The organism is Brevibacterium aurantiacum (assembly GCF_003932995.1).
Taxonomy (GTDB): domain Bacteria; phylum Actinomycetota; class Actinomycetes; order Actinomycetales; family Brevibacteriaceae; genus Brevibacterium; species Brevibacterium aurantiacum.
Window position 1 is genome coordinate 3,334,965 of record NZ_CP025333.1, and the last position, 14,351, is coordinate 3,349,315.

Here is a 14,351-nt window from a genome sequence, read left to right on the forward strand (position 1 = left end):
TGGCGCGTACGCACTTGTGGATGGGACGACAGCGTTGCGGGCACCTGACCCCGTGCGTTATCAGTGTGCGAGGCCAGTGGACTATAATCTTCTCGTCGAAGAAAGGTCTCGAATGCCCGTTTACTCCTACGCCTGCAAGAGCTGTGGTCATGCTTTTGATATTCACCAGGATTTCAGCGATGACTCGCTCACGGTCTGCCCCGAATGTCAGGGACGCCTGAAGAAGGTCTTCGGCACGGTGGGCATCAGCTTCAAAGGCTCAGGCTTCTACGCCACTGACTCCCGCGCGAGCAATTCGAGCACAGTGCCCTCCTCTTCGAGCTCGTCGAATTCCGACTCGTCATCGAGTTCTTCGAAGGAATCCTCGAGTTCATCGGATTCGTCCTCAAAGACTTCCAGCTCCCCGGCCAAGAGCGCCGCGGCAAGCAGCAGCGCCTCTTCCGACTGACTTCACCGCACTTCCCTGTGAACTCTGCGTTCACTCGTGTGCGATTCCCCTGTGGACACACACCGGCTATCCACATGCCAAATCCGTGCCCTTGGCCTAGGACTGTGAGCACAGCAAAGCTCTGGGCATGGGAATCATTCACCGCATCAGAGCCGGCATCTCAACCTGGTCGAAGTCCTCACGGATCAAACCACAGCGCATCATCGCCGCTGTCTGCTTCGCGTGTGCATGCGCGCTCGCGGTGTGGGTGCTCACCCCTGATCCGGGTGGAACACCCATCGTCGTCGCCAACCGGAATCTGCCGCCGGGATCGCAGCTGCGAACTCAGGACCTGACCCTTGTCGAATTTCCGGCGCGGCTCGTCCCGGACAAGGCCTTCACCTCGGTCTCGGATGCCGATCACAAACGCACTTCGGCGGGCCTGTCCAAAGGTTCGCCGCTGACACAGTCGGCAGTTCTTGATCAGCAGGCGCTGCCCGACGGCAGTACGGATCTCCTGATGCCGGTACGTCTGGCTGACGATGCGTCGGCGGCACTGCTGCAGCCGGGGCAGAGAATCCGCCTGTTCAGCTCCCTGCCCGATGGAGGTTCTGACATCGTCGTGAAGGAAGTGACAATAGCCCGGCTGGTCGACAAAGGCGAAGGCATTTCAGCAGAATCAGGGCAGCTTGTTTCGGTGATATTGTCTTCGGGTGATGCAGCTCGGATCGCAGAATTCGCCGGGATGCCGATCAGCTTTGCGATTCTTCCGGACTGATTCTCTGGTGGGTCCCTGATGGCCCATCAATGACTTCTCGATGACGCGGGACTGACGTCGCAATGCCGGTTAGAGCCGTATTCGCCGGGATCTTTCGCGTCAGAATAGCGTGCATGTCTTCGGCGTGTAGACGAGTTACCTGTGTGTATCATGTAGCGGTAATAGAAGATTTTCACATCGCATTATTGTTTACAAATACGCCGAAAGGGTGCCTCTAATGCTTAAAGGATTCAGAGACTTCATTCTCCAGGGGAATGTCGTCGAACTCGCAACTGCGGTGATCATCGGCGGCGCCTTCACAGCAATCGTGACGGCCTTCTCCGACAAGATCATCAACCCGCTCATCGCTGCCGTCGGCGGCGCGGAAGGACCTGCTCTGTCCTTCCAGATCAAGGAGAACGTCCCCGAAACGACCATTGATCTGGGCGCCGTGATCACAGCAGCGATCAACTTCCTGATCGTCGCCGCCATCGTCTACTTCATCATCATCGTCCCAATGAACAAGCTCAACGAACTGCGCAAGCGCGGAGCACCCGAGGAAGAAGTTCCTCCGACCACCGAGGACCTCCTCGGCGACATCCGCGAAATCCTCCGGACTCAGGCGGCCACCACCGCCGGTGGCCCGGGCGAAGGCCCTGCCAGCACGGCCGGCCCGTTCGACGACACCGAGTCGACCGAGCCCCCGCGCCACTGATTCGCACAAGCGTCACGAAGGCCCGTTTCCCCCGTGGGGAAGCGGGCCTTCGTCATGGTCGGGCGCAGTAATTCAGGTCCCTCAGCCGCTCACTTCTCGAAGTGGGCACGCCTCAAGGTGGGCGCACACTGCCGCCGGATCACCAGTGCGGAGGTTTCTGCGATCTGTAGTAGTCGGCGCTGAAGCCTCCGGCCTCGGTCTCGGCTTCATTGCGCAGCGTGGCCCGGTACTTGCGCAGCACTGCCTCAAGACGGGCTTCCTTCTGCTCAGCGGTTTCGTGCTCGCCCTCGGATGGTGTCTCGAGGTCGTCGTCACTCATCTCGCAGTGAGTCATCCTCGCGCGGCTCGACATCGGCCGCACGCGGACGCTTCCTCTCCGCATCCTGGTCACGAGTCGGCGTCGTGTGCGCATCGGCGGTGGGCTCGGAAGATTCCAGCGGGCTTGCCGTCGTGTCTGCGGACGCATGCTCGGTGTCTGCGGACGCCTGGGTCCTGTCTCCGAGGGCATCCCGTTCGACGGGGCCGGGCACCTGATCGTTGCTTGCGGTCTCGATCAGACCGGCCTGACGCAGCTCATCGGCCCGGATCTTTCCCGTGTCGAAGGTGGGCACGACCTCGTCCTCCATGGGACTGTGCTGCTGAGATTCGGGCACCAACACCTCGGCGCCGGTGACTCGCTTGGCCTGTGTATGCCGTTGACGGTAACGGTCAACGGCGGCCTGGAGCTGGGAGTCACCGCGGGTGGAGCTGCCCTTCTGCGCCAGTGCCGTGCGGAGCAGATCCTTGATCTCCCCGTCACCGCGGACGACGGAATCGGACTGAACCCAGTCGATCATTGCGTCAAGGCCGGAGTCCGAATACTTGTGCATGGGCAGGCCCGGCACCAGTTTGGGTCGGCTGCCGGTACGGCCGACGACCACGGAGGCCGCACGTGCCGCGTTGAGGACGGCCTGCGGGCTCATCTTCTCCACCGTGGACTTCCACGCACCGAAGATCTTCTCAGTCTCCGTCTGCGGATCGACGAAGGCATCGGTGGACCACACGCGCATGAACTTCCACCCGCGACGGGCCAGCTGCTCGGGCACGACGCGATCGCGCTGGCGCAGGCTTCGGACCGAAGCGTATTCGGGCCCGTCTCCGGCGACGGCGATGATCATGCCGTGTTCGTCCTCGGTCGAGTTCGCCACGGCCAGATCGATGCCGTTGTAATGTTCGTGAGCGACCACGCCGAGCTGCAGCAGACGGTCGGCGATGTCGTTGAAGAGAGGGTCGTAGATCTCACCGTGTGGCCCCGGCTGCCTCATGCCTCCGGCGGCGACCTCGTCGAGGATCCGTGGGAGCAGGACCGCTCCCCCGGTGAGCCGGTGCGTCTCGAAGTCATCGGATTCGATGCTCGAGACCACGGTGAGACGTTTGCGTGCCCGGGTCATCGTCGCTGCGAGGATCCGTTCGCCGTCGGGACCCGAGAGTGCCCCGAAGTCATGGATGACTCGGCCGTGGACGGTCCGTCCGTAGCCGAAGGTGAAGATCACGGCGTCGCGGGACATGCCCTGGACTCGCTCGGCATCGGTGACGACGAAGGGCTCTTTGCTCGAATCGTTGAAGAATGCCGCCACGTAGGGCAGGTCCTTCATGGCCCGGGAGATCGCGGTGGCCACGCGCTGGGCGTGATGTGCGGTGAGCGCGACGACGGCCAAGGACTCGCGGGATCGGTTGCGTGCGTGTCTGAGCACGAGCTCGACGACCCGTTTGACCTCGGCATCGGGGCTCTCGACACGGCCGGTGCCGATATCGGTTGGGCCTCTGCCGTCGGCGACATAGGAGAATTCGAGCCCGGTGCCCTCGCCTGTGTGGGCGGTCGGCATCGTCGTGATCGTCGAATCGTAGAAGTGCCGGTTCGCCAGATCGATGAGTCCGACCGGTGACTGCCGGTAGGAGTTCGACAGTTCCATACGAGGCAGGAACTCGCCGAGGCGCTCCTGGACTGAGCTCGGATGATTCCCATCGTCCATGCCCCAGCGATCGACCGCGATTGAGAACGGGCGCGGTCCGAGCAGGCGGGAGTCGCCCAGGGATATGACCTGTCGGGCGCGGGTGATGGCCGGGACCACGTCGGGGACCGACAGACGTCCGGCATCGGCGATGACCACGGCATCGAAGAGCGGCAGTGCGGAGAAGAGCTCAGGCACGGTGTAGGGGCTGGCCATCCAGACCGGTGCCAGAGTGGTGAGCAGTTCTGGGGCCCGCGTCGACATGGTCTGCACCGAGGTGTGCGGGGACAGCAGCTCCTGCTTGATGACACCAGCGGAGATCGGGTCGTTGTCGATTCCCCGCTTCCATGCCTGTGCATGGTTGTAACGCAGGCGACCAGCGCCCGCTGCGACGAAGGCACGGTCGTTCTCACGGAAGCCTTCGGCCACCTGATGCAGTTCGGCACCGTCGTGGCGGCCCACCTGTGGATCTTCACTGGCCATCCGCTGCAGAACCGATGCCCAGTAGGCTAGGTCGAACTCAGGTCCGACCAAGGTGGTGTCGACCTTGCGACGACGCAGATCCGTGAGCAGATCAGACAGTCCCTCGTCGGTCAGCTCACGCTGGAGTCGGGACCGCTCCGGCAGTTCGGCCAGATTCTCCGAGTCACGACCCATGGCTTCGGTGCGTGCCTGCAGCTCCTCGATGAGCATGAGGCCCAGGTCGCCGCCGTCGGGGGTGGTCTCCAAAATCGGTGCGATCTTGGCAACGTCGGCCTCAACGGTCTGCAGGATCGCATCGGCCTCGAGGACGCCGCGCGGGATCTGCGGACGACCGTCGTGGCCAGCCAGATCCTCAAGCACGATGCGCTGGGAACGGACGTCGATCAGCGCCGCGTGCAGGTCGGAGACGTCAGCGCCTGGACGGAGGAACTCGTTCGCGGCCTTCTTCTGACGCTTGCGCTGGAGCATGCCCATCTCCACGCCGGCCTCGGCGCGGTATTCTGAGCTGCCTGTTGCTGCGATGAGATCATCGAGGCGGTGGTCGTAGATGTCGGGGGCGAAGTTGTCGAGGGTCGTGCGCACCCGCAGCAGCACCTTGATGGCGCGTGACCAGTCATTGAGGTTGCGGCGCGGGTTCAGTTTGGCCTTGGACAGGACCGGTTCGACGGACTTGACCAGGTCGGGAATGGTCCGACCGAGACGTTCGGCAACAGTGCGCGCAGCTTCGGCCTCTTCGACAGATTTGAGGTCGGCACCGAACCAGACGGTGTCCTCGACGTCGAGGGTGAAGGCACCCAGTGACGCCAGTTCGCTGAGCTTTCCGCGCAGCGCATCGCGACGGTCATCGCTGGCGCCGAGAAGGTCCTCACCGAACCGGACAGGAGTCTGAGGAGAATCCTCGCCGGAGGTCAGTTCCGCCAGATGCTGCATCGTCTCGTAGACGGACACGTCCCAGGGCTCACGACGACGGTGCAGTGAGGACACGTGCTCGTTGAGCGTCTCGCGCTGTTCGTTGAGTTCGTTGAGCAGGCCGGACAGGTCGGGGCGCTCGGCCTTCTCGGCCGAACCGATGAGGCCGACGAGCTGCTTCCTGATCGCACCGGTGCCCTGACGGGTGTCGACGGCGAATTCAGAGAGCCCGACCTCGCCGAGGCGGGAGGAGAAGTCGTCGAGAGCATCGGCGGTCTGCGCCAGGAAGAGCACGCTCTTGCCGGTGTGGGCCAGGGTTGTGGCGACCGCGACGGCGACCTGTGTGGCACCGGTCCCGGGAGGGGTGTCAACGACGACGGACTGTCCGGAGACTGCGGCGTCGACCACGGCCTGCTGATCTCCGTCGACGTCGATGACGAGGAACTCTTCCTGAGGTTTGCGATCAGGAAGTGGCGTGACGGGTTCCTTGAGTGCGGCCGGAACGACCTCGTCCTCGTCGGAGTCAGGTGTCTCTGCGCTTGCGGGTGCGTCCTTGTCCAGGCCGGATGCAGTGTCTGCGACCGGCGGCTTGGTGCCTGACTTCTCGGCACCTGCAGTGTCGGCATCGACGGTCGGTTCGGACTTCGCAGTTCCGGTTTTGGCGACATCCTCACGTCCGGAAGCTGCAGGCCCGTGAGCGGTCGCAGAGGCAGCTTCTTTGCCCTGTGCTGCGGCAGACTCAGGTTTCTTGGCCGTGCCTTTGTTCTCGGCCGTGCTCTTGCTTGTGCCCAGGTCTGAGGGGGTGCCGGAATCGCTCTCAGCAGCCTTCGCCGAAGCCTGTTCGTTCGCAGTCTTCTCAGCAGTTGAGCTGGTGGAGGCCGACGGTGTTTTGTCGGATTCGGTGCGGCTCGTTTCGGAGCCGACGACGGCCGACGTGCCATCGGCGATTGCCACAGTATCGTCAGCAGGTGTGGCGCCAGCAGACGTGGTGTCGGCAGGTGTCGCGCTGGCAGATTTAGTGTCGCCCGAGGCAACGTCGTCAGCGGAGGTGGTGTCTTCCGGCTTAGCGTCGCCCGACTTGGTATCGACTGGCTGAGTGACGCCAGGCTTGGCGTCCTTCGGTGCCGCAGCCGCAGATGCGGAGGAGCCTGAAGTCTCACCCGCAGTCGCGGTTCCGGTTCGATCCGCTGCAGCCCCTGGCAGGGAGCCGTCCGTGATCGGAACCGTGGGTTGTGAGAACTCATCGTCGTCGGCAGTCGCCGGATCATGCTCAGATGAAGCCTGAGTGTTTCGACTACCCTGCTCGTCGGAGACGGCAGCGTCGCTCTGACGGGTGCCATGCTGGCGTGGGGTCGGTGAGTAGGAAGGGCCGCCCAGTGCGCCGCGCACCTCTTCGTCCCCGGCGAGGGCGCGGAGGATCGGGTGCTGAGTGGGCAGATAGTCGGTGGTGAATGGGCTCGCAATGTTGGCGAACGTCGACACCACGAAGCGGTGGTTGATGCGCAGACCGGGCACGGACTGCGCAAGGTCACGGAGGCGATCAAGCGCAGGACCCGGATCGAAGCCGTGTGGTCCGCCCGTGGCATCGACCCATTCGTCAACGGGTACCTCGAGGTCGTAGACCTCAGACAGGTGCTGGACCAAGGCGGGGTTGATCATGATCCCGTCGCCGAGCACGATTTCGAAGTCCTCGACGCGGGAACCGCGGGGAACGAGCGTGACATGACGCATCACGATCGGTGCGTTGAACTTGTACGTGGAGTCCTTCTCCGTCCACGAGGCGAAGCCGATCGCCAGGTGTGCGGCCTGAATTCCGCGTTCGTTATCGAGCTGCTCGGCCTTCGATCGGATCGATTTCGCACGGCGGCGTGCGTCGGCGAGGACTTCGTGGTCACGAACCAGGCTGGAGAGTCGAGTGGCGCGACCGGCCAGGAGCTGGGCTAGCCCAGAGGGATGTGCTCCGGAGAGATCGATGCTGCCATCACGCGAGTCCCGGAAATGGAGCATGGTGTCGCGACCGCCCAGATGGGCAGCCTGCTGTTTCCACTCGGCGTAGACATCGTCGAGTCCTGGGAACTGATCGTCAACAACGGAATCTGGCACACTTCGACCCTAACGAGAAACTACACATAATAGGTGCTGGCACACCGTGAAACATCCAGGTTTCTTCTACGCTACACTTGGTGGTCGTGGTTGAAGAAGGCCACATCGCCCCCGTAGCTCAGGGGATAGAGCACCGCTCTCCTAAAGCGGGTGCCGGCAGTTCGAATCTGCCCGGGGGCGCCATCACCACTGCGGATCAGGCCGATTCTCGGCCGCATACCCGCCTTCGATCGCCGCACATTGCGCACCTGCACTCAGGCCCATCGCATGGCATGGTCAATCTGCTTCATCGCATCGCATTCCCGGACCCGCCGCGGCAATCACCCTCACTCATCTGCGCCTGGTAATCGACGATACAGCGATGCCCGCGTGCGCCGTCGCATGTCCGAGTACACCCCTGAACTGCAACGACAATGGCCACCGGCACCCGAATGCCGAGAACATCGTCAACTCAACAAGACAATAATCCTTGCTGCGTCTATGCTATCCGGGTGGGAGCGAGCTACGGCAAACTGCCTTGTGCCAAACCACGCGTACCACGTGGCGCACCCCAGGAAGGACCAGAACATGCGGCAACTCCGCAGACGACTCCCCGTAGTCGGCACAACGATTGCACTGATCGCCGGGAGCACTCTCCTTTCGTCTCCGGCAATGGCTGCGCCCGAACTCGGCCCCCAGCTCAGCGCATACGAGGGCGAACCAGACTTCACCGGCGTCACCACAAACCCTGAGACTGACAACCAGGGCGGCGTCGACAATGCCACCATGTACGGTGCCTACATTCCATCGTCGGGTGTCCTCTCCGGCAACCGTGTCTGGTGCATCGACCGGGGCCTGAACCAGCCCATGGGCAACGGCTACGACGAAAGTGGAAGATCATCGGTCGAAGCCCCCGAGCTGGCCTATATCCTCGCGAAGTGGGACGAGCCCCGCGACGACCAGGCCGATCAGATGGCTCATGACATGGCAATCGGCGAGCACGTACACAGCTCTGATGAAATAGACCACCGCGATATTCTCGAGGACCGCAGTCTGCAAGAGGTCACCGATGGCATCGGGTGGAACGAGGACTCTCAGAATCTCAAGGACATCGGCGCGGACGCGTTCTACGATGACGTACTTCCCGACGCATACGACCTCTCGGCACTCATGGGCGACGAAGCCGCGAAATATGCCGGAGACGGCACCTATAAGGCCGAAGTCACCATTGACGACGACTCATCGGCTGCGGTTGTCTCGCTGGTCAACTCCGAGGGCGTCAGCGTTCCCGGATTCCACGGTGAGCTCACTGTCGACGGCGCCAAGCCTGAGACGACGGAAATCACATCCGACACATCGTCGGTCGAGGTGCCCCTCGATTTCACCGACGACGTTCCCGATGTCTCTGTATCAGTGACCTTCTCGGGAATGCCGACTGGTTCGGTCACCCAGTGGAACCCCAAGGACTTCGACGCTGATGGATATGATCGCGCGAGCCTGCAAGCTGTCGTTGAGGGGCAGGAGACAACGGTCCAGGCATCGGATTCCTACCAGGGCCTCTACACCCCGAAGGTATCTTCGCAGGTCTCGGTCGAAGAGATCACTGAGCTCCCGGCCAAGGTCACTGACAAGGTTCGCCTGGACCACTGTGCACCGGGTGAAACCATCGAAGATGCCAAGGTCGAGGTGTATGCCGAAGACGGAACCATCTCTCAGTCCAAGACTGCCCCCGAGGATGCGGAGCTGATTGAAACCTTCACTCCCGATGTCACCTGCGAGGAAGACGGCACCGTCGACTTCAAGACCGACGAGCTCACACTCGATGCCGACTTCGTGAAGCCCGGCGAAGAGAAGTCTGTGACATTCGTGGCCTCGGCTCCTGCCTCCGAATCGAACGAAGCCTTCTCTCATGATTACGGTGTGCCCTCGGAGACCGTGGAAATCGCCATTCCCGAGGCCGATAAGCCAGACGACAACCCGGTAGTGAAAACCGGTGCGTACGTTGACTCGGCCGACGCCGGACCCAATTGGAACCTCCTCGGCGGCATCGGCCTTCTGACCGTGGCCGGAGGACTCATCATCGGTGCACTTCGGCGTCGCATGACGGGCAACTGACGATTCAGTCATGACTCGGTGGCGGCCACTGCTTCGGTGGCCGCCACCGACATATGAAAGGAACCCATGACGGCACGAATATTTCGTGACTGGTGGTCCGTCCCCGCCGCAGTTGTCATCATTGCGCTCATCTGCTCAGGTGCATGGATGCTCACCCATGGCCTCACCGACGAACAGAGCACCGCCGGGAGTCAGGCCGATGTTCAGCTCGAAGAGCCCCCAAGCGAAACCGACGTCGAGGAGATGCAGATCGAAGCCCTCGACGGAGAATTCCAGATCCCTTCTGTCGGACTTGATACCGGGCTGGAGACAATGTCCGAGGTCAACGGTGCGATCAATCCCCCCGGGCTGCGCAATGGCTACGTTGTGCGTAATCACGGCACTCCCGACCACCCCGAACGCGGCACGACCTATGTCGCCATCCACTCCGTACAAGGAGCCGAGCTGCCCGGAAACACACTCATCGATGTCGATGCAGGAGAGCCGACTGTCGAAAAGGGTGAGTCGATCACTCTCCAGGACCGCGACTACACGGTGACCGAGGCCTACACTGTGCCCAAGACTGACATCTCCGGTGATGATCGTGTGTGGGCCGATGAACCCGGCCGCCTCGTCATTCTCACGTGCCTGCAGCGCAGATCCGGTCGATCAGCCGACAACGTCGTCATCGAGGCGATCGCGGACCGGCGATGACCAACCGAGCCGAAAGGCGAGGCAGCGGTCCCAGAATCACAGCCCCGGCTCAGGAACCTCGCCATCGTGTCGACGCTTGTTATGGTCGCGGGTGACACGCACGACCATCGTCGGGCACTGCGAATACGGCAGAACCGACTGCGAGGTCGAACCCAGGAGCAGTCCCGCAAAGCCGCCGCGTCCGCGAGAACCGATGACAAGCACCTCGGCGGTGTCAGAGGCCCGGACGAGCACCTCGGCGGGCTGACCGTCGAAGAGGGTCCAGGTGACGTCTAGGTCTGCGAACTCCTCCTGCAGGCGTTGCTTGGCCACGACGAGCTTGTCGGCTCCTTCATTGACCAGTCGCTCGAGGTCCGCTGTGCTGGGCAGCCATTCCGGGCCGATCACTGTCGTGGTGATGACAGCGACGATGTGCAGCGGCGATCCACGGCGCACAGCCAGTCGAGCAGCCTTCCACAGCGCGGGAGACTCAGCCCCTAGGGAATCGACCCCGACCACGACCTTGCCATCGAAACGCAGCCCTTCGATGGCGTCGACATTGGGGTCGGGTTCTTCGACGACGATGCCGTCCTGGCGGATAGGCCGGGAGGATGTGGGGTGAGCGGTCCTTTCCACATCTGGCTGCCACGAGGCTGGAACGACCACGGTCGCGCAGGCGGAGTGGGCAGGCAGTGCGCTGGAGACGGTGCCGAGCAGGCGTCCGGCGAATCCCCCGCGTCCGCGTGAGCCGACGACGGCCAGGCTCCCCGATTTCGATTCGTCGATGAGGACACCGGCGGCGTCGCCGATCTCAATGACGGCTTCGACGGGCACACCGGCGGCCTTCACCTCGGCGGCGGCTTCTTTGAGTGTGTTGGTCACTGCCGCACGGATTGAGGTGTCATCGATCGGGACGTAGGAGACGTCGATCGCAGCCGCAGCCACGCTGGGGATCGTGTAGGCACCGACGAGGCGGATCGGCTTGTCCAGATATTTCGCTTCGCGGATCGCCCATGCCAGCGCATTGCGGCTGGGTGGCGAACCGTCGATGCCGACGATGACGGCGTCGGGTTCCCCTGGGGGTGTTGTTTCGGCGTTCTGGGGTCGGTCCTGCTCGTTCATAGCAAGCTCCTCATCTTGAAGTGAACTTCTCTCGCTTCCACCCTAAATCAGAATCGATCGCAGGCCTGGGCCTATGTCACATCGTTATCCGAATTGCGTCTCAGTGCGGACACCACGACGACCAGCTGGAACGATGCCTGTCTCAGGCGGCTTTGGAGAGCTCCAGGAACGGTCGCCACTGCTCGACCGGTTTGTCGATCCCGCGCATCCAGAATTGACCTGTTCGCGGCTCCTGGGGGTGGAAGCTGAGCTTCCACCCGATCTCCGCCAGTGACCTGTTGCCTTTGCGGTTGTTGCATTCGCGGCAGCAGGCGACGAGGTTCTCCCAGCTGTTGACTCCGCCGCGGGAGCGGGGAACGACATGGTCGACGGTCGTCGCAGGCTTCGCGCAGTAGGCACAGCGGTGATTGTCGCGCCGGAGCACTCCCCGTCGGGAGAGTGAGACTCGACGGTCATGGGGCGGCCGCACATACCGTGTGAGCAGAATGACCGATGGCTGGTCGAGGTTCAGGTGCTCGGATCTCACTGGAACGTCCTCGGCGGCCAGAACCGTCGCCTTGCCCGTCAGCACCAGGACTACGGCCCTGGTGAACGGAACGATCGACAGTGGTTCGTACCCGGCATTCAGCACAAGAGTCTTCATATCCCGCCCCTCATCTTCGTGTGAGTGTGGTTCCGGTCGATCGACACGGGCCCTGGGAACGCAAAAGGCGCTGTGCCGCAGCACAACGCCTTGAAAGAAGGGACAGACACAGATATGTACTCCGCGCCAGAAACTGGAGCGGCTATTCGTACTATTCGGCTGTGGCCCATCTGATTCCCCATCACTTACGCCAAACTCAATCTTATTAAGACTAACGCCGACTCTCCCCTGTGACCGAATTCATACCGCTCGCGTCACGGATTCTTTCACTGTCGTTCACTTTTCAGGGCCGTGAGGACCGGTGTCGAGGCTGGCACCACAGGTGCGTTGCGGGAAGTTGATGCAATCGGGTACGCAAAAACTCCCCGTCTGGCTCGAGGACCGTCGAGTCAGGCGGGGAGTTTCTGTGTGAACTAGATCAGAGAACGCGGATGAAGGTGACGTTGCCCATCCAGCTGTAGCTGCGCTTCGAGGTGCCTGAACCTGGTGAACCGGCATCGTACATCTGTCCGCCACCGGCGTAGATGCCGACGTGGCCTGGGTGCCAGATGAGGTCACCGGGCTTGGCCTCCGACTGGGAGACGACCTGGCCAGCGGCCTTCTGTGCGCCCGAGCTGCGAGGCAGGTTCACGCCGACCTTGCTATAGACCCACGAGGTGTAACCGGAGCAGTCCCAGCCGCTCTGCGAAGTTCCACCGTAAACATATGGAGTGCCGACGCCCTTGGCAGCCCAGCCCATGACCTGCTCGGCCTTGGAGCCGTCGATCGAGCCGGCATCGTCGGACCCGGAGTCCTTGCTCTCGCTCTTGTCCTTGTCACCGGAATCCGAGGAACCGGCGGTCGGAGCATCAGCGGAGTCATCGTCTGAAGTGTCTTCAGCGGTCTCAACGGGCTTTGGTTCTGGTTTTGGTGCAGCTTTGGCGGTGACGGTCTGGACGTCGGCGCTGAAGGATGAATCCTGCTTCTTGTCCTTGTCCTGGTCTTCGTCGCCAGCAGTGACGGTCGCCGTCTGGTTCTTGTACTCAACCTGGGTGTGAGCCTCTGACTCGGCGGAGACTGCGACGTTCTCGTCGGCTCCCTGTCCTGCTGCCGGAAGGACGGCTGCGGTGAGCAGTCCACCGCTGGCAGCAACGACGGCTGCACGGCGTCCGAAGACGGCGGAGTTGGCATTCAGGATTTCGGTCAGTTCGGTCAATGGTGTCTTGACCTTGGCTTCAGCGGCGCGGCGGCCATGCTGCTTAGTTGCCACGTTTCCCTCTCGTCACCTATTGGAAGAAACCCAACCGCCACTCTCGGTCCTCAGAGATATCACATCGAGCGTGGCGTGCGGCTCTCGATGCAAAGTCGCCACTTTCGTGAACGACCTCCACAACTGTAACTAATCAGTGACCGATTGTCACGTTTCTGTCACGAACCACGGGGGAAACACCTGAGGTTTTCCATAAAGGTGCAGGTCAGAGGCGTGAATTCCCGATAAATCTTCGTAACATTTGCTCGTTATACGACACGGCCCAGGGAGCGATCTGACGCTCTCTGGGCCGTGTTCGGCGATGCTTTGTAACAAACTGGCCCGAGTCGAGACCTTTGACCGTAACCGGCAACGTTTCGTGACCGTGACCGCGCAGTCTCGTGACCGTGACACCGCAATGCCTCGGCAGCCGGGCTCACATCTCGGCCGGGCTCACTCCCTGGCCAGGTTTACTTCTTATAGGCGAATACGTGCGAGGCGGTATCCAGCGGCAGATCGAGCACGTCCTGCGCACCGGGGACCTGAACAGTGATGTACTCACCGTTGCGTGAGATCTCGACATCACTCTCGGGCAGGACGCCTGCGACCTGGAACTGCTGCAGCAGATGGATGTCGACCTGGAGTGGTTCTGCCAACCAGGCGATCCGAAGCTCCTTCGCTCCGTCGCGAGCCACTGCGGTCGCCAGATCGACGACCTCCGTGCCGTTGTTCAGCTTTCCACCGATCACGTCGAGACCGGGGATCGGATTGCCGTACGGGCCCGAGGCGATCTCGGGGAGCAGGGTGACGAGCTTACGTTCGACCTGCTCGCTCATCACGTGTTCCCACCGGCATGCCTCGTCGTGGACGAGTTCCCACTCGAGTCCGACGACGTCGGCGAGGAGTCGTTCTGCCAGCCTGTGCTTGCGCATCACCTCGGTGGCGATACGACGCCCCTCTGCCGTCAGCTCCAGGTGTCGGTCATTGCTCACATGCAGCAGACCGTCGCGCTCCATGCGCGCCACAGTCTGTGAAACGGTGGGACCGGAGTGATCCAAACGTTCAGCAATGCGAGCTCGCAACGGCACGATCGACTGCTCCTCAAGCTCGATGATCGACTTGAGGTACATCTCAGTTGTATCAATGAGGTCGTTCACTTCAGACCAGCCACTCCACTCTTCGTCTTCAGGCCCATTCGACCATTTCA

At 62.2% G+C, this 14,351-nt stretch carries 11 protein-coding genes, 1 tRNA gene and 1 pseudogene; 6 read left to right on the top strand and 7 right to left on the bottom strand.

What is annotated here, in order from left to right; genetic code table 11:
• Window positions 1–112: 112 nt before the first annotated feature.
• A pseudogene (locus tag CXR25_RS19235) lies at window positions 113–253 on the top strand (FmdB family zinc ribbon protein); the annotation flags it as partial.
• A gap of 14 nt (window positions 254–267) precedes the next feature.
• Here CXR25_RS19235 and CXR25_RS19240 read toward each other — a convergent pair.
• Window positions 268–411 carry a hypothetical protein gene (locus tag CXR25_RS19240; RefSeq protein ID WP_307722855.1) on the bottom strand — a complete coding sequence of 48 codons (144 nt, stop codon included), beginning with the start codon at window positions 409–411 and terminating at the stop codon, window positions 268–270.
• 284 nt (window positions 412–695) lie between these two features.
• Between CXR25_RS19240 and CXR25_RS15445 the strand changes: the two genes are divergently transcribed.
• Together CXR25_RS15445 and mscL are read left to right on the top strand one after the other, a co-directional pair.
• Window positions 696–1,205 carry an SAF domain-containing protein gene (locus tag CXR25_RS15445; RefSeq protein WP_240519922.1) on the top strand — a complete coding sequence of 170 codons (510 nt, stop codon included), beginning with the start codon at window positions 696–698 and terminating at the stop codon, window positions 1,203–1,205.
• Window positions 1,206–1,422: 217 nt separating this feature from the next.
• Window positions 1,423–1,899: a large conductance mechanosensitive channel protein MscL gene (mscL, locus tag CXR25_RS15450; protein ID WP_009881911.1), complete on the top strand. Its 477-nt coding sequence runs from the start codon at window positions 1,423–1,425 to the stop codon at window positions 1,897–1,899.
• A gap of 139 nt (window positions 1,900–2,038) precedes the next feature.
• On the opposite strand, the gene CXR25_RS15455 is transcribed toward mscL, so the two are convergent.
• A complete protein-coding gene (locus tag CXR25_RS15455) occupies window positions 2,039–2,218 on the bottom strand; it encodes a hypothetical protein (RefSeq protein ID WP_009881910.1) in 180 nt (59 codons plus the stop codon).
• On the bottom strand, window positions 2,211–7,385 hold the full coding sequence (locus tag CXR25_RS15460) for a DUF4011 domain-containing protein (RefSeq protein WP_096157536.1): 5,175 nt from the start codon (window positions 7,383–7,385) through the stop codon (window positions 2,211–2,213). Before CXR25_RS15460 ends, CXR25_RS15455 begins: the two co-directional genes overlap by 8 nt.
• A 107-nt stretch (window positions 7,386–7,492) precedes the next feature.
• Between CXR25_RS15460 and CXR25_RS15465 the strand changes: the two genes are divergently transcribed.
• The 3 genes from CXR25_RS15465 (at window position 7,493) to CXR25_RS15475 (ending at window position 10,172) form a co-directional block, all read left to right on the top strand.
• Window positions 7,493–7,568, top strand: a tRNA-Arg gene (locus tag CXR25_RS15465).
• A gap of 468 nt (window positions 7,569–8,036) precedes the next feature.
• Window positions 8,037–9,479, top strand: a complete 1,443-nt coding sequence (locus CXR25_RS15470; RefSeq protein WP_096157537.1) for a hypothetical protein — start codon at window positions 8,037–8,039, stop codon at window positions 9,477–9,479.
• Window positions 9,480–9,545: 66 nt separating this feature from the next.
• On the top strand, window positions 9,546–10,172 hold the full coding sequence (locus tag CXR25_RS15475) for a class F sortase (protein ID WP_009881907.1): 627 nt from the start codon (window positions 9,546–9,548) through the stop codon (window positions 10,170–10,172).
• Window positions 10,173–10,208: 36 nt separating this feature from the next.
• On the opposite strand, the gene CXR25_RS15480 is transcribed toward CXR25_RS15475, so the two are convergent.
• From CXR25_RS15480 to CXR25_RS15495, 4 genes are all read right to left on the bottom strand, one after another.
• Window positions 10,209–11,273 (bottom strand): universal stress protein, encoded by a 1,065-nt coding sequence (locus CXR25_RS15480; RefSeq protein WP_009881906.1) that lies wholly within the window; start codon window positions 11,271–11,273, stop codon window positions 10,209–10,211.
• 142 nt (window positions 11,274–11,415) lie between these two features.
• Window positions 11,416–11,916: an HNH endonuclease gene (locus tag CXR25_RS15485; protein ID WP_009881905.1), complete on the bottom strand. Its 501-nt coding sequence runs from the start codon at window positions 11,914–11,916 to the stop codon at window positions 11,416–11,418.
• 418 nt (window positions 11,917–12,334) lie between these two features.
• Window positions 12,335–13,165, bottom strand: coding sequence for a C40 family peptidase (locus CXR25_RS15490; RefSeq protein WP_009881904.1), 831 nt, complete (start codon window positions 13,163–13,165; stop codon window positions 12,335–12,337).
• 449 nt (window positions 13,166–13,614) lie between these two features.
• Window positions 13,615–14,301 carry a metal-dependent transcriptional regulator gene (locus CXR25_RS15495; protein WP_009881903.1) on the bottom strand — a complete coding sequence of 229 codons (687 nt, stop codon included), beginning with the start codon at window positions 14,299–14,301 and terminating at the stop codon, window positions 13,615–13,617.
• Window positions 14,302–14,351: the final 50 nt, after the last annotated feature.

Coding starts and splice junctions, on each gene's coding strand:
- mscL (WP_009881911.1), top strand. CDS start 1,423: ATGCTTAAAGGATTCAGAGACTTCATTCTCCAGGGGAATGTCGTCGAA.
- CXR25_RS15455 (WP_009881910.1), bottom strand. CDS start 2,218: ATGAGTGACGACGACCTCGAGACACCATCCGAGGGCGAGCACGAAACC.
- CXR25_RS15470 (WP_096157537.1), top strand. CDS start 8,037: ATGGCTGCGCCCGAACTCGGCCCCCAGCTCAGCGCATACGAGGGCGAA.
- CXR25_RS15475 (WP_009881907.1), top strand. CDS start 9,546: ATGACGGCACGAATATTTCGTGACTGGTGGTCCGTCCCCGCCGCAGTT.
- CXR25_RS15480 (WP_009881906.1), bottom strand. CDS start 11,273: ATGAACGAGCAGGACCGACCCCAGAACGCCGAAACAACACCCCCAGGG.
- CXR25_RS15485 (WP_009881905.1), bottom strand. CDS start 11,916: ATGAAGACTCTTGTGCTGAATGCCGGGTACGAACCACTGTCGATCGTT.